The sequence below is a fragment of the Micromonospora sp. NPDC005194 genome (genome assembly GCF_040608335.1).
Classification (GTDB): Bacteria; Actinomycetota; Actinomycetes; order Mycobacteriales; family Micromonosporaceae; genus Micromonospora.
Window position 1 is genome coordinate 169324 of sequence record NZ_JBEXIA010000006.1, and the last position, 14312, is coordinate 183635.

General features: G+C 72.8%; 13 protein-coding genes. 7 read left to right on the forward strand and 6 right to left on the reverse strand.

What is annotated here, in order from left to right:
- Positions 1-381: 381 nt before the first annotated feature.
- The 5 genes from ABZU53_RS07565 to hemB are packed head-to-tail and all read left to right on the forward strand — an operon-like array spanning position 382 to position 6073.
- Entirely contained in the window at positions 382-1152 is a 771-nt protein-coding gene (locus ABZU53_RS07565) for a redox-sensing transcriptional repressor Rex (protein ID WP_234582375.1), read from the forward strand.
- Positions 1149-2525: a glutamyl-tRNA reductase gene (locus ABZU53_RS07570; RefSeq protein WP_354854496.1), complete on the forward strand. Its 1377-nt coding sequence runs from the start codon at positions 1149-1151 to the stop codon at positions 2523-2525. Before ABZU53_RS07565 ends, ABZU53_RS07570 begins: the two co-directional genes overlap by 4 nt.
- Complete coding sequence (gene hemC, locus ABZU53_RS07575) at positions 2522-3490, forward strand: hydroxymethylbilane synthase (protein ID WP_354854494.1); 969 nt, start codon at positions 2522-2524, stop codon at positions 3488-3490. Before ABZU53_RS07570 ends, hemC begins: the two co-directional genes overlap by 4 nt.
- Positions 3487-5067 carry a uroporphyrinogen-III synthase gene (locus tag ABZU53_RS07580; RefSeq protein ID WP_354854492.1) on the forward strand — a complete coding sequence of 527 codons (1581 nt, stop codon included), beginning with the start codon at positions 3487-3489 and terminating at the stop codon, positions 5065-5067. The genes hemC and ABZU53_RS07580 overlap by 4 nt, the downstream gene beginning before the upstream one ends.
- Positions 5068-5089: 22 nt before the next feature.
- Entirely contained in the window at positions 5090-6073 is a 984-nt protein-coding gene (gene hemB, locus ABZU53_RS07585) for a porphobilinogen synthase (protein WP_354854490.1), read from the forward strand.
- A 72-nt stretch (positions 6074-6145) separates the two neighbouring features.
- On the opposite strand, the gene ABZU53_RS07590 is transcribed toward hemB, so the two are convergent.
- The 3 genes from ABZU53_RS07590 to ABZU53_RS07600 are packed head-to-tail and all read right to left on the reverse strand — an operon-like array spanning position 6146 to position 7071.
- The gene (locus tag ABZU53_RS07590) at positions 6146-6313 is read right to left on the reverse strand and encodes an MFS transporter (protein WP_355064529.1); all 168 of its coding nucleotides are present in this window, start codon (positions 6311-6313) and stop codon (positions 6146-6148) included.
- Entirely contained in the window at positions 6313-6486 is a 174-nt protein-coding gene (locus ABZU53_RS07595; protein WP_355064530.1) for a hypothetical protein, read from the reverse strand. Before ABZU53_RS07595 ends, ABZU53_RS07590 begins: the two co-directional genes overlap by 1 nt.
- Before the next feature lie 9 nt (positions 6487-6495).
- Positions 6496-7071, reverse strand: a complete 576-nt coding sequence (locus ABZU53_RS07600; protein ID WP_354854487.1) for an NAD(P)H-dependent oxidoreductase — start codon at positions 7069-7071, stop codon at positions 6496-6498.
- 57 nt (positions 7072-7128) lie between these two features.
- On the opposite strand from ABZU53_RS07600, the gene ABZU53_RS07605 reads away from it, so the two are divergent.
- Entirely contained in the window at positions 7129-7476 is a 348-nt protein-coding gene (locus ABZU53_RS07605) for a MerR family transcriptional regulator (protein ID WP_354854485.1), read from the forward strand.
- A 321-nt stretch (positions 7477-7797) separates the two neighbouring features.
- The gene (locus ABZU53_RS07610) at positions 7798-8301 is read left to right on the forward strand and encodes a helix-turn-helix transcriptional regulator (protein WP_354854483.1); all 504 of its coding nucleotides are present in this window, start codon (positions 7798-7800) and stop codon (positions 8299-8301) included.
- 57 nt (positions 8302-8358) lie between these two features.
- On the opposite strand, the gene ABZU53_RS07615 is transcribed toward ABZU53_RS07610, so the two are convergent.
- The 3 genes from ABZU53_RS07615 to ABZU53_RS07625 form a co-directional block, all read right to left on the reverse strand.
- The gene (locus ABZU53_RS07615; protein WP_355064532.1) at positions 8359-11637 is read right to left on the reverse strand and encodes a lamin tail domain-containing protein; all 3279 of its coding nucleotides are present in this window, start codon (positions 11635-11637) and stop codon (positions 8359-8361) included.
- A gap of 92 nt (positions 11638-11729) precedes the next feature.
- Positions 11730-12746 carry a GNAT family N-acetyltransferase gene (locus ABZU53_RS07620; RefSeq protein WP_354854567.1) on the reverse strand — a complete coding sequence of 339 codons (1017 nt, stop codon included), beginning with the start codon at positions 12744-12746 and terminating at the stop codon, positions 11730-11732.
- Between the two features lie 72 nt (positions 12747-12818).
- Positions 12819-14285 (reverse strand): lytic murein transglycosylase, encoded by a 1467-nt coding sequence (locus tag ABZU53_RS07625; protein ID WP_355064587.1) that lies wholly within the window; start codon positions 14283-14285, stop codon positions 12819-12821.
- Between the last annotated feature and the right edge of the window lie 27 nt (positions 14286-14312).

Sequence of the window (14312 nt, forward strand, 5' to 3'; positions counted from 1 at the left end):
CAAAGGCTAGGCACCTGGGCTCGGTGTCCCCATCCCGAAGCCCCGCCTCTCCCTCGTAGTGCTGTCCCTACCGTCGCCCGTGACCAGGGGCCCTACCGCCGTCGGGACCGGCCGACGCGGGATTGGTCAGAGAAGTCGGGATTGAGCAATAATCGCCCAGGTGGCGGGCGCGCAGGGCCGGTCAATCGATCTTGTGGAATGGAGGTGCTGGTGGGGTCGCGTCCCGGAGCGGCAAGATCGCGATTTGTGCACGTCTTCACAAGCGCCTACTCTCTAGTTCCGACGCGCCCTGCTAGCACAGCCGGCAACCTCGGTCGCCAGCGGGAGTCCATAAGCGGCCGACCAGCGGAGTTGGCCGAGGATCGCACCGCACGGAGTCTCATGAGTCAGCACCGTCACCCAGGTGCGCCCGGCCGCGCCGGTGCCGTACCGGCGCTCCCGGACCTTCCCGAGGCGACCGTCGCTCGGCTCCCGGAATACCTGCGCGCGCTGCACAACCTCGCCGACGCCGGGCACGAGACGATCTCCAGCGAGGGCCTCTCGGCCGCCGCCGGGGTCAACTCCGCCAAGCTCCGCAAGGACCTCTCCCACCTCGGCTCGTACGGCACCCGGGGCGTCGGCTACGACGTCGCGTTGCTGATCGAGCAGATCGAGTACGTGCTCGGGCTCACTCAGCGTCGCGCGGTCGCACTGGTCGGCGTGGGTAATCTCGGTCACGCTCTGGCCGGCTACGACGGCTTCGCCAGCCGGGGCTTCCGGATCGCCGCACTGCTCGACGCCGATCCCTCCCGGGTCGGCGAGGAGATCAACGGCCTGGTTGTCCGGCATGTCGACGAGCTGCCGGCGGTCGCCACGGAGGAATCCATCGCGATCGGCGTGATCGCCACCCCGGCCGCCGCGGCCCAGCGGGTCGCCGATCAGCTGGTCGCGGTCGGCGTGACGAGCATCCTCAACTTCGCGCCGTGCGTACTCTCTGTTCCGGAGGGGGTCGACGTGCGCAAGGTCGACCTCGCCATCGAGCTGCAGATTCTGTCCTTCCACGAGCACCGCAAGGCGTCGCTGACCGCGCTGCCCGCCACCGGCGGGTCCGCTCTCACGGCCCTGCCCGGCGGGCTCGCGGCCACCGACACCCAGGAGGCGATCGGCACGTGAAACTGCTCGTCGTCGGCGCGTCCTACCGGACCGCCCCGGTCGCCACGCTGGAGCAGCTGGCCGTGCCCCCCGCCGACCTCACCCGCACCCTGGACCGCCTGGTCGCCCAGCCGTACGTGAGCGAGGCGGTACTCGTCTCCACCTGCAACCGGGTGGAGGTCTACGCCGCCGTGTCCGGATTCCACGGCGGGCTCGGCGACATCTGCGCCGTCCTGGCCGAGCAGGCCGGCAGCTCGCCGGCGGCGCTCGCCAGCCACCTCTACGTGCACTACGACACCGCCGCCGTGGACCACGTCTTCCGGGTCGCCACCGGGCTGGACTCGATGGTCGTGGGCGAGGCGCAGATTCTCGGCCAGCTGCGTGACGCGTACCACTGGGCCACCGGCGCCGACTCGGCCGGCCGCCTGCTGCACGAGCTGATGCAGCAGGCGCTGCGCGTCGGCAAGCGGGCGCACGCCGAGACCGGCATCGACCGGGCCGGCCAGAGCGTGGTCACCGCTGCTCTGGAGCTGGCCGCCGGGCACCTCGACGGCAGCCTCGCCGGCCACCCGGCCCTGGTGATCGGGGCCGGCGCGATGGGGTCGCTCGGGGTGGCCACGCTGTCCCGGCAGGGCGCCGGGCCGCTCACGGTCACCAACCGGGGCGCCGACCGGGCCGTCCGGCTCGCCGAGTCGTACGGGGCGGACGCCGCGCCGATGACCGAGCTGGCCGCCACGCTCTCCACAGTGGACATCGTAGTGGCCGCCACCGCGTCGACTGAACCGGTCCTCACCCGGGCGGTGGTCAGCGCCGCGCTCGCCGAGCGGGGCCCCGCGCGGGGTCCGCTGGTCCTGCTCGACCTGGCCGTCCCCCGCGACGTCGAGGAGGGCGTCGCCGACCTGCCCGGCGTCGAGGTGATCGACATCGACCGGATGGCGGCGCTGCTCGCCGACGGCCCGGCCGCGGCGGACGCCGCCGCCGTCGAGCGGATCGTGCTCGGCGAGGTGGAGAGCTTCCTCACCTGGCTGCGCGGCGCCGACGTGGCGCCCACCGTGGCGGCGCTGCGCGGTCGCGCCGACGACGTCGTCACCGCCGAGCTGCGTCGTCTGGCCCAGCGCCGCCCCGACCTCGGCGACGACCTGCGGGCCGAGGTGGCCCGTACGGTGCACCGCGTGGTGCAGCGACTGCTGCACCAGCCCACCGTCAAGGTCCGCCAACTGGCGGCCGAGCCCGGTGGCGACCAGTACGCGGCGCTGCTGCGCGAGCTGTTCGACCTCCAGGTGCCGCAGACCTCGCCGGTGGACACCGTCCCCGACGTGCTGACTCCCGCCAACTACCCGGTGACCGGCGCCGACGCCACCGAGCAGATCCCGCCCACCGGAGGTGCGCGATGACCGCCCCCCTGCGCCTCGGCACCCGGGGCAGCGCTCTGGCGCTGGCCCAGTCCGGCCAGGTCGCCGAGGCGTTGACCGTCGCCACCGGCCGCCCGGTCGAGCTGGTCGAGGTGGTCACCGCCGGCGATCGCTCCAGCGCGCCGGTGCACCGGCTCGGCGTCGGGGTGTTCGTCTCCGCGCTGCGTGACGCGCTGACCGCCCGGACGATCGACTTCGCCGTGCACTCCTACAAGGATCTGCCCACGGCCGGTGCCGCCGGGCTGCACATCGCGGCCGTGCCGGCCCGACAGGACCCGCGCGACGCGCTGATCGCCCAGGGCGGGCGGACGCTCGCCGAGCTGCCGCCCGGCGCCACCGTGGGCACCGGCGCGCTGCGCCGCATCGCCCAGCTGCACGCTCTCGGGCTGCAACTGGAGGTCACCCCGATCCGCGGCAACATCGACACCCGCCTGGCGCGGGTGCTCGGCCCCGAGGCCGACCTCGACGCGGTCGTGCTGGCCCGGGCCGGACTGGCCCGGATCGGCCGGACCGACGCGATCACCGAGACGCTCGACCCGATGCTCATGCTGCCCGCGCCCGCCCAGGGCGCGCTGGCCGTGGAGTGCCGGGTCGACGACCAGGAGCTGGTCGAGCTGCTCGGGACGCTCGACCACGCACCGTCGCGCGCCGCGGTCACCGCGGAGCGCGCGTTGCTGGCAACCCTGGAGGCCGGGTGCAGCGCACCCGTCGCCGCCTATGCCGAACTCGCCGAAGGCGAGACCGGCGATGAGATCTACCTGCGCGGGGCGGTGATCAGCCCGGACGGCACTCGTGACCTCCGGCTGTCCCGCACCGGAACGCCCGCCGACGCGGCGGAGATCGGTAAGGCACTCGCCGCCGAACTCCTCGAACTCGGCGCCGACTCGATCCTCGGCCACGAAGGACACACCGGCCCGGGGACCCAGCAATTTGGGAGCACAGAATGACCCGCACCCGTAAGCCCGTCGGCCGTATCGCGTTCGTCGGGGCTGGCCCCGGTGACCCGGGCCTGCTGACCCGTCGGGCGCACGACGCCCTGGTCGACGCCGACCAGGTGATCTACGACCGGGGAGTCCCCGAGTCGCTGCTCGCCGTCGTCCGCGCCGAGGCCAGAGACGACGCCGAGTTCACCCCGGCCGAAGGCGCGCCGGGGGACGTGGCGAAGGTGCTGATCTCCGCGGCCCGGTCCGGGCTGAACGCGGTGCACCTGGTTGCCGGTGACCCGTTCGGCCACGACTCGGTGGTCAAGGAGGTGCAGGCGGTGGCCCGCACCGCCGCCCACTTCGAGGTGGTGCCGGGCGTCGGCCAGGCCGAGGGCGTCGCCACCTACGCGGGGGTCCCGCTGCCGGGTGTGCGTACCGCCGCCGACGTCGAGGACGTCAGTACGCTGGACTTCGAGGCGCTGGCCGCGGCCGTCGGCCGGGGTTCGCTCGCGCTCGCGGTGGACGCCGGCGACCTCGCCGCCGTCCGGGACGGCCTGCTGGCCGCCGGGGTCGACGGCACCACCGGTGTCGGGGTGACCGGCGACGGCACCGGCGAGACCCAGTACACGACCACGTCGACCGTGGACAGCTTCGTGGCCGCCGCGCTCGGCTTCACCGGCCGGGTGGTGCTCACCGTCGGCGCGGGTGTGGGCCAGCGCGACAAGATGAGCTGGTGGGAGAACCGCCCGCTGTACGGCTGGAAGGTGCTGGTGCCCCGCACCAAGGAGCAGGCTGGCGCGATGAGCGCCCGGCTGCGGGCGTACGGGGCGATCCCGTGCGAGGTGCCGACCATCGCGGTCGAGCCGCCGCGCACCCCGGCGCAGATGGAGCGGGCCGTCAAGGGCCTGGTCGACGGCCGGTACGCCTGGGTGATCTTCACTTCGGTGAATGCGGTCCGCGCGGTCTGGGAGAAGTTCGCCGAGCACGGTCTGGACGCCCGGCACTTCGGCGGCGTCAAGATCGCCTGCATCGGCGAGGCGACCGCGGACGCGGTCCGCGCGTTCGGCATCCAGCCGGAGCTGATCCCCGCCGGGGAGCAGTCCTCCGAGGGGCTGCTGGCCGAGTTCTCGCCGCACGACGAGATCCTCGACCCGGTCGGCCGGGTGCTGCTGCCGCGCGCCGACATCGCCACCGAGACGCTCGCCGCCGGGCTCACCGAGCGCGGCTGGGAGGTCGACGACGTGACCGCGTACCGGACGGTGCGGGCCGCGCCGCCGCCCGCCGAGATCCGGGACGCGATCAAGTCGGGCGGGTTCGACGCGGTCCTCTTCACGTCTTCTTCCACTGTGCGGAACCTGGTCGGCATCGCCGGGAAGCCGCACGCGCGGACCGTTGTTGCCGTGATTGGGCCCAAGACGGCGGAGACCGCGACGGAGTTCGGCCTTCGGGTCGACGTTCAGCCACCGCACGCCTCGGTGCCCGACCTGGTGGAGGCGCTCGCCGCCTACGCCGTCGAGCTGCGCGAGAAGCTGGCCGCCATGCCGGCCAAGCAGCGCCGTGGCTCGAAGGTGCAGGGGCCGACCGCCCTCCGCTTCCGGTAGTCGTCTTCAGGAGGGCCCTCCCATGTCGTACCCCGAGATCCGGCCCCGCCGCCTGCGCCGCTCCCCGGCGATCCGTCGGCTGGTGTCCGAGACCCGGGTCGACCCGGCCGAGCTGGTCGTGCCGATGTTCGTCAAGGAAGGGCTGACCGAGCCCCGGGCCATCGGGTCGCTCCCGGGGGTGCTCCAGCACTCCCGGGACTCCCTGCGCAAGGCGGCCACCGAGGCGGTCCAGGCCGGCGTCGGCGGGATCATGCTCTTCGGGGTGCCCGAGCGGCGTGACCCGACCGGGTCCGGCGGCATCGACCCGAACGGCATCCTGAACGTCGCCATCCGCGACGTGGTGTCCGAGGTGGGTGACAGCACGGTCGTGATGAGCGACCTGTGCCTGGACGAGTTCACCTCACACGGGCACTGCGGCGTGCTCACCGCGGACGGTGCGGTGGACAACGACGCCACCCTGGCCGCGTACGCCGAGATGGCGGTCGCCCAGGCCGAAGCCGGGGTCCACATGGTCGGGCCGTCCGGGATGATGGACGGCCAGGTCGGCGTGGTCCGCCGGGCGCTCGACGCCGCCGGCCACCAGGATGTGGCGGTGCTGGCGTACGCGGTGAAGTACGCTTCGGCGTTCTTCGGCCCGTTCCGGGAGGCGGTGGAGTCGGCGCTGGAGGGCGACCGACGCGCCTACCAGCAGGATCCGGCCAATCTGCGCGAGTCGCTGCGCGAGGTGGCGCTCGACGTCGCCGAGGGCGCCGACCTGGTGATGGTCAAGCCGGCGCTGCCCTACCTCGACGTGGTGTCGGCGGTGCGGGCCGCGGTGGACGTCCCGGTCGCCGCCTACCAGGTCTCCGGGGAGTACGCGATGGTCGAGGCGGCTGCCGCGAACGGTTGGATCGACCGGGAGCGGGTCATGCTGGAGACGCTCACCTCGATCAAGCGGGCCGGCGCGCAGATCATCCTCACCTACTGGGCGGTCGAAGCCGCCGGTCTGCTCCGCCAGCGCTACTGACCGACTCCATGGGTCCCGCCGGGGTGGCCACCTCGTCGGCGCCCGCGACGGCGGCCGGAAGTCGCCGGCTGGTCAGCCAGGCGAGCGCCAACCGAGCCCCTGGAGCACCCGGAACGCGATCAGCGACCCGACGCCCCAGGCGGCCCCGGCCAACACGGAGCCGACCGTGAACATCAGCAGCGCGGTCAGGTAGGTGCGGCGGGCGCCGAAGCGGCCGATCGCCCAGGCGGCGGTCGGCATCACCGCGACCAGGGCGAGCGCATAGCCGCTGGTGACCCAGCCGATGTGGTGAGGTTGGTGTCGAGGTCGTCGACCAGCCTCGGCAGGGCCACCACGGTGACCGTGGTGTCGATCACCGCGAGCAGACCACCCAGGGTCAGGTACCAGCCGAGCCGTCGCGCGGAGGCGTCCATGTCGTCGGCTCAGGGCCGGACCCGGCGGGCGGTGCGCAGCGCCTCGGCCCACCAGGCCAGCTCGCTCAGCGTGGCGTCGGCGGCCTGCCGCAGCGGCTCGTCGTCGACCAGCCGACCGGCGACGTCGAGTCGCTCCCAGGGAGCCCGAAGCACCACCCCGGAGCGGGTCGTGGCGGCCTGCACCTCGGCGAAGACCAGCCGGAGCTGCTCGACCGCGCGGATGCCGCCGGAACCGGCGCCGTACGACACGAAGGCCACCGGCTTGCGGGCCCACTCCCGGTAGTGCCAGTCGATGGCGTTCTTCAGGGCGGCCGGGAAGCTGTGGTTGTACTCGGGTGTCACCACCACGAACGCGTCGGCGGCGGCCAACCGGGCACTGATCGGGCTGGCCGAATTGCCCCCGGGAGGGGTGTCGGCGAATGGCAGCGCCACCTCGGCGAGGTCGACGAGGTCCAGGTCGAGGTCCCGGCGGCGGCTCCCGTGGGCGACGAACCAGTCGGCGATCGAGCGGCCCACCCGAGGTTGCCGGACGCTCCCGACGAGCACGGCGACGGTCGGCGGTGCGGTGTCCTCTTGCGTAGTCATGCCTCGGACGCTAGGACTTGAACTAATGGTGAAGTCAATGGCGGCGGGGGAGTGGCGATGGGCACGTTGACGGTCGGCGAGGTGGCCCGGGAGAGCGGGGTCAGCGGCTCCGCGGTGCGGTTCTACGAGCGGCAGGGCCTGATCACGGCTGCCCGTACCGGCGGCAACCAGCGGCGCTTCGACGCCGACGCGGCCTGCCGGATCAGGGTGGCGCGGGTGGCCCAGCGCGTCGGCCTGACCGTCAACGAGATCCGTGACCTGCTCGCGGCCCTGCCACCCGACCCCCAGCTGGCCGACTGGCAGAGTCTGCACGATCGGCTGACCGCCGAGGCCGAGCGGCGCATCCGCGACCTGCACGCGGCACTGGACGACATCGGCTCCGGTCGCCGCCTCTGCGAGCTGTGACCTCGACCGGTCCGCGGTCCGCTGATCGTCGCCCGCGCGCCCTGACGATCAGGGCAGGTGCCCCGGCTGGTCAACCACGGCCATCCGGACGACGGCGGCGAGCAGCTCACCGGCATGGGCCCAAGGCCCAAGGCCCAAGGGCCACCTTGACGTCCTTTGCTCTGCTTCAGCGGAGGCAACACTAAGAGCCTCACACTGTCGCCTCCGTTGAAGCAGAGCAAAGGATGCGTGGGGGGTGCGGCGAGTCCCTGAGCCGGCCAGCTTTCCACAGGGTTATCCACAGGGGTTGAGAGGCGGGTCTCGGCCGAGAATGGTTGTCGGATGGCTTCCGCACTCGTTCCTCCTCCGCCACCCGGCCCGACCGTCGGGCGGTTTCCCATCACCGGCCTGGTCCGGCGGGCCCGTCGGATGAAGGGTTTGGGTCAACGCCAGATGGCCCGCTTCGCCAAGGTCTCACCGTCGACCGTGGGCAAGGTCGAGGCCGGCAGTCTGACACCGAGTCTGGCGGTGCTGGAGCGCCTACTCGGCGCGGCCGGGCTCTATCTGGTGGTGGTGGACCAGGAGGGCCGGGTGATTCGACCGATGGCCGACCGCGACGACGTTCACGACGGCGCCGGACGCCGCTACCCCGCCCACCTCGATACGATCCTCGATCCTGAGCCGGGGGAGTGGTGGGGGGACATCTACGGCCTGGCACGGCCGCCGGAGACCTACCACCGCAGCTCGGCGGACCGCGAGGCGCGGCGCCGACGCAGCCAGTGGGAGGTGCGGGTCGCGCAGTATCGGCACCTGCCACCGCCCCCGATCATCGACGAATACTACTGACACCGCGAACGGCCCACCCTCCGGGGAAACCGGACGGTGGGCCGTCAGCGCCGTCGTTCAGTCGTCGTTGGTGATCGTTCCGGTCGCCAGGGGGTCGGCCAGCCGCAGGCCGGGCACCCCGGCCACCAGCAGGGTCAACTTCTCGTCCGACTCGCGCCGCCGGTCACCCCGCACGGTGACCGGGAAAGCCACCGAGGTGTCACCGGCGGCCAGCACCTTGCAGCCGGCGTACGGCTCGAAGTCCGAACCGGCCTGCGCCGTGAGGCCGACGGTCGCGGCGCAGAGCAGCACCGGCTGGGACAACGGACGGGACACGGTCGCCGTGAAGGTGAGCTGACGGGTGCCCTGGTCGCCCTCGACCACAGACGTGTCGGTGACGGTCAACGACGCCCGGGACCGGAAACGGGCCACCTGCGGGTCGTGGTCGCTGGAGCCCCGCGACCCGTCACCCGTGAACTCCGCCGGCCAGTCGGCGTTGACGTGCGCCGCCCGCACCTGCACCAGGTCACCGTAGAGCGCGTCGTTGACGAACAGGTGGTCCAGCGTTTGCGCCTGCCCCTCGAAGCTGTACGAGTAGGCCGATGCCGGCACCTGCGCGACGAGGGTGTCCCACAGGTTGTGCAGGCCGGCCTCGTAGAGCGGGGCGAGTTGGTCCGACGGCGTCGGCTGAGCGCCGGTGGCGATGGGGTCGTCCGGGCGGGGGAAGACGTTCAGGTCCCCGCCGTAGACCACCCGGGCGCTCTGATCAGCCGCCTCGATCGCGGTGACGATCGCCGCGCCGTACGCCGCCTGCTCCCGCCGCTGCCCGATCCGGCTGTCCGGGCCGGAGGAGTAGTGGTTGCTCAGCGCGTACAGGGTGAACCGCTCGGCCGCGCCGGGCGCCGCGGCCACCGTGAACTTGCCCAGCTGGGGTGCCCGGGTGAAGACGTTGTTGCCGTCCTTCCCGGTCGACGTGTCCACATCGGCCGGCAGCACCGCGTTGAGGGCCTTCGGGTTCTGCACGTCGGCGTTGCCGGGCAGTCCGGGGGCCCGGTACTGGACGGTCGGCGCCGAGCCGAGCAGCGGGTCGTTCGCCGTCGCGGCCGCCAACGACAGCCGGTCGGTGCGGTACAGGAACGCGGCGGTGATACCGCGGGCGTCCGCGCCGGTCCGGTCATAGGTGGCGGCGTACGCCGGCCCGCCGGCCGCCGCCACCGCGAGCGCCAACTCCTGGATGCTGTCCGGAGCGCCGTCGGCGTTGTTGGTGTCGCCGCAGGCCAGCGCCGCCCCGGAGACCGTGCAGATGTCCTGGTCCTCGGCCTCCTGCACCAGGATCAGATCGGGCGCGTGCAGGTCCTTGACGATCTGGTCGGCGAGCGACGTCAGATGCTCCCGGTAGTCCGCCTCGCTGCTCGGCACGTAGTCGAACGGCGGGGCGACGCCCGGGCAGCCGGCGTTACCGGCGAAGTCGCAGCCGTCGAACGGGTCGTCGCGGTAGTCGTACAGGTTCTCCACGTTGTACGTGGCGACCGCGACCTCCTGGGAACGGTCGGCCGGCTTCGGCGGGTTGTTCTTCGACGGGTCGGCCCCGGCGTCGAACTCGGCCCGCTCGACCTGCACGCCGTACTTCTCGAACGAGTAGTAGACGCCGCCCACCGCGTCCGCGCGCAGCGTGTCGAAGGTGTGCGCCGGCGGGAGCAGCGCCGTGCTGTCCCCGGCGGTGCCCTTCACACCCATGCTGCCGAGCAGCACGCGCTGACCGTTGCCGTCGTCGAAGCGCCGGCTCGGGTCATTGTCCAGCGGGTGGGAGTCCCGGAAGACCCGCCGGGCGTACGGGTCGGCGCGGTCGAGCAGCGGGTCGTCCCGGTCGACGACCCACAGCTCCGCGTCCGCCGTGGAGGAGAAGACGTCGCGACCGCTCACCGCGCCGCTGCCCGCGCGTACGCGCAGCCGGGCGCCCTCGTGTCGCTCCCACCAGCGCTGCGCGTCGGTCAGCTCGACCGGCGGCACCGCGTCGGTCACCGTGACCGCCGTGTCCACGTCCAGGCCGGTGGCGATCCGGCGGACCAGCGACGCGCCGGAGAGCTGGGTGAGGTTGTAGTACTCCGACACCCGGGCCCGGAGCACCACCTCGTCGCCGACCGTCGGCACGTAGCCGCCGATCAGCGAGGTGAACGTGCCCATGAACACGAAGATGCCGTCGGAGCTGGTCGGGTCACCGTCGGTGTCACCGCTGCGGCTCTGCAGGAAGAACCCGTTCTGCTCCGCGCCGGCCGCCGTACGGGCAAGCGTCAACTGGGTGATCACGCCACGGACGTCGTACATCGTGCTGCTCGTGCCGTTGCCGCTCGCCGGTGCGAGCGGTGACCGGTCGGCGGGGCCGGACTCGGTGTCGGTGGTCGGACCCTGCACCTCGCCGACGGTCAGCTCCCGGGTGACCTGCACGGCCAGCGCGCAGGTGGCGGTGCCACCGCCCGCGTCGGTCGTGGTCACGGTGACGGTGTACGCCCCGGCGGTGAGGTCGGCGCTCGCGCTGATCGTGGCGCGGGCGGTGCCGCCCACCCCGTCGGCCGGGGTGAATGCGGTACGGGTGATCGAGCCGGAGGTCGGGCTCGGGCTGATCGCGGTCACCGCCAGGTCGACGATCGTGTCGTCGGGGTCGGCGGCGGTCACCTCGCGGCTCGCGGCCGTTCCGGCGGCGGTGACCAGCGGCCCACCACAGGTCAGCGTGGCCGGCGCGTCGACCGGGCCACCGCCGTCCACGGTGTGCGAGCCGAGCCCGTCGAAGGTGTCGACCGGCAGACCGGTCCACTGTGCGGCGGGGTCGAACGCGTCCGACGGGTCGGTGTCGCCCGCCGTCACCGTGGGCAGCCGGCGCAGTGTGTTGTCCGCCGTGCTGGTCGCGCCGGCGCCCCACTCGGTGCCCGGGTCGACGCCCACCTGGCCGATCGAGTCGAGCACTGTGGTGCCCCGGCGCAGCACTATCGCGTCGTCGCCGTTGAACAGGCTCGCCCCGGTGGTCTGGTCGGCCTGGGCGAGGATGGCCGCCCCGGCCGAGGCGCTGGCGAACACGAACACGTCCCCGGCGGCCACGTTCCCGGCCAGCGCGATGGTGGTCGGGGTGGTGGAGCCGTTGAAGTAGAGCTGGAGCTGGTAGCCGCCCGCGGTGAGGTCCACGGCGGTGCCGGTGCCGTTGAACAGCTCGATCGCCTTGTTGTTCGACGAGCCTTCGACGTACTCCGAGATGAACAGGTCGGTAGGCGCGGCGCTGGCCGCGGTGGGTGTGACGCCGAGGGCCGTGACGGTCACTGCGGCGGTGGCGATCGCGAGCGCGGCTGTCGTGCGGCGCGGGCGCATAGGGCCTCCACGATGGGTGGATGGGGGTCAACGCACGTTAAGGTGCGTAACCGTCCATCGTCCATCCCCCACCGGACAGTTTCGTGAATTCCTCAGCGCGGCTGGTCGAGGCGGTGCACCAGCTCGGCGACGTCGACGCTGTATTCGCACCAGTCCCGGTCGGGCCGGTAGCCCAGCTCCGCGTTGACCTTGAGCATCGCCTCGTTGGCCTGGGCGTTCCAGGTCTGCACCTCGGCCAGTTCCGGCTCGGCGGAGCGCAGCTCCAGCAGCATCCGCGCCTTGATCGCCCGGTCGATGCCGTAACCCCGGTGGTCCTGCGCGACGATCGTGTCGTACTGATCGGCGCGGGTCGGGTGCTGCGCCGGCACCACGACCTCGGTCAGGCCGGCCACCTCGCCACTCTGCTCGTGCTGGGCCAGGACGATGTACGGCTTCATGCCCCGCCGGTGCAGGGTGTCCAGGCTGTCCCGCAGCCGCTCCGGGTCATACGAGCTGGGACGCAACTCGCCGTCGTCGACGTCGCGCACCTCGGCCTTGGCCCGCGCGTACGACTCGATCAGGTCGTCCGGTGGCCCACCGGGGTAGAACTCCAGGTGGTAGCCCGCGCCGATCCCGATGGCCATCTCGGCCAGCTCGGCCCAGTCCACCGAGGTCAGGTCGAGCACGCTGCGCGTCTCCACGTACTCCCGGGTGAAGCCGAGCGACTCGTAGAAGCCCACCGCCGGCGTGTCGCCGACCACCTCGACCCCGATCGACTGGAAACCCTCCTGGTAGACGCGGCGGGCGGCGCGTAGCACCAGCTCACGGCCGAGGCCGTTGCGTCGTACGGAGGGATGCACCAGCACCTCGAGCACCCCGATGTCGCCGAGGAGCAGCACGTGGACCTGCCCGAGGACGGCGCCGGTCTCGCCGGGAGCGCTCGGTTCGGCCTGGGCGAGCCAGGAGATCCGTCGCTCACCGGGCATCACCTCGCCGAGATACTCCCGCAGGGAGGTCTCCCGCCACGGCGGGTCCTGCGGCAGATCGGCCGCCAGCACCGCGTTCAGCGTTGTCAGCAGCGACGCGATCTCGGCGGACGACGCGGTCCTGGGGTCCCACTCGCGCACCATCACCCGTCTAGCTTGCCGCTAACGGCTGCTCGGGGGAAGTGTCCAGTTCTCCAATGTACGCGGACGATCACATCACGTACGGCTGGCCCGTCCGTACCGGTCAGCGGTGTCGTAGACGGCCTGGGCGTACCGCCGCACGTCGTTGTACGACAGGATCGCGTTCCACCAGTCGCCCGGGATGCTCAGGTTGCGGCCGCCCTTGCACAGGTAGTTGCCGGCCGCCAGGGCGGCGTCGTCCAGGTCGTGAGGGTCCTTCACGCCGTCGGCGTCGGCGTCCGCGCCGATCTCCTGCCACGTGGTCGGGATGAACTGCATCGGCCCGATCGCCCGGTCGTAGGTGCTGTCCTTGTCGAGCAACCCACGGTCGGTGTCGATGATCCGCATCCGGCCGCCGTTCCCGTCCAGCGGCAGCCCGATGATCTGGGGCAGCGCCTTGCCGTCCGTCCCCAACCGCGCGCCGTTGGCCGAGCCGTGGCCGGACTCGACCTGGCCGATCGCGGCCAACGTCGTCCAGCTCAACGCGCAGCTGCGGTTGGTCTGGGCGAGCATCAGCTCGGCGTACCCGTACGCCTGCATCGCGGTCGCGGGAATGTTGACCTTGGCCCCGACCTGCTGCGCCCAGGCGGCCAGGGAGTCCGACGGACGGCCGCCGGTCGTCGGACCGACGGCCGGCCCGGTCGGCATGCCGCCGCTCGGGAACGCTCCGGTGGGCAGCGGTGCGGTCGGCATCGGCCCGGTGGGCAGAGGGCCGGTGGGCAGTGGGCCGGTGGGCCGCGGGTCGAGCGGCACCGCCGGCGGCACGGCCACGGTCGGCGCGGCAGTGACGTCGACCGCCACCGGTCGGGACCCACGGATCGTGGCCGGGACGAGCAACGCCCCCGCCGCGGCGGTCGCGGCCACCAGGACCAGCAGGAAGACCCCCGGGACCGTGAGTCGACCGCTGGGCCGGCGGGCCCAGTCGCGGGTCGCCCGGGCGGCGGTCACCGCGGCCTGACGTGGCGGTGGCACCCGTACGGCGTGCGCGAACGGCACCCGCCGCCGGCGGCCGCGCTCGGGCGTCGGCACCACTGCGACACCGTCTACCTTGGTCGCCGTCAGGTCGGTGGCGGTGGCGCCCGCCGCGACCGTGACTGCCCCGTCGTCGGCCTTCGCGTCGGCGCTGTCGGCGTTGGCGGCGTCGGTGTCGGTGTCGGCGGTTGGGGCGTCGTCGGCGGCGGCTGGGACGTCGGCGGCTGGGGTGGTCGGCGGGGCGGCGGTGGTGTCCGAAGTGGGCTTGGCCGCGGTGATGTCGCCGGTGGCGGTGTCCCCCAGCTGGTCACCGGTCGCGGCATCGACGCTCGGGGGCAGGGGTGCGGTCACGGGCGTCGCGGGGGTCTTGGCCTTCGCGTCGGTCGTGCGGCCGCTGAGCCAGGGCCGGCGGGGGCGGGGCATGGCCGCGGGCACCGGATCCGGCGCGGCGCCCGACTCGGCCAGCGGCCCGTCCAGCGGCGCGGCCGGCCGAAGCGGTTGCACACGCGTCTTGTCCTCGCCGTCCACCACCCGTCGAGTATCACTCATGTCCCCGGC

Excerpts from the sequence above, each read along its gene's own strand:
- ABZU53_RS07565 (WP_234582375.1), top strand. The coding sequence starts at position 382 with ATGAGTCAGCACCGTCACCCAGGTGCGCCCGGCCGCGCCGGTGCCGTA.
- hemC (WP_354854494.1), top strand. The coding sequence starts at position 2,522 with ATGACCGCCCCCCTGCGCCTCGGCACCCGGGGCAGCGCTCTGGCGCTG.
- ABZU53_RS07580 (WP_354854492.1), top strand. The coding sequence starts at position 3,487 with ATGACCCGCACCCGTAAGCCCGTCGGCCGTATCGCGTTCGTCGGGGCT.
- hemB (WP_354854490.1), top strand. The coding sequence starts at position 5,090 with ATGTCGTACCCCGAGATCCGGCCCCGCCGCCTGCGCCGCTCCCCGGCG.
- ABZU53_RS07590 (WP_355064529.1), bottom strand. The coding sequence starts at position 6,313 with ATGCCGACCGCCGCCTGGGCGATCGGCCGCTTCGGCGCCCGCCGCACC.
- ABZU53_RS07595 (WP_355064530.1), bottom strand. The coding sequence starts at position 6,486 with ATGGACGCCTCCGCGCGACGGCTCGGCTGGTACCTGACCCTGGGTGGT.
- ABZU53_RS07600 (WP_354854487.1), bottom strand. The coding sequence starts at position 7,071 with ATGACTACGCAAGAGGACACCGCACCGCCGACCGTCGCCGTGCTCGTC.
- ABZU53_RS07605 (WP_354854485.1), top strand. The coding sequence starts at position 7,129 with ATGGGCACGTTGACGGTCGGCGAGGTGGCCCGGGAGAGCGGGGTCAGC.
- ABZU53_RS07610 (WP_354854483.1), top strand. The coding sequence starts at position 7,798 with ATGGCTTCCGCACTCGTTCCTCCTCCGCCACCCGGCCCGACCGTCGGG.
- ABZU53_RS07615 (WP_355064532.1), bottom strand. The coding sequence starts at position 11,637 with ATGCGCCCGCGCCGCACGACAGCCGCGCTCGCGATCGCCACCGCCGCA.
- ABZU53_RS07620 (WP_354854567.1), bottom strand. The coding sequence starts at position 12,746 with ATGGTGCGCGAGTGGGACCCCAGGACCGCGTCGTCCGCCGAGATCGCG.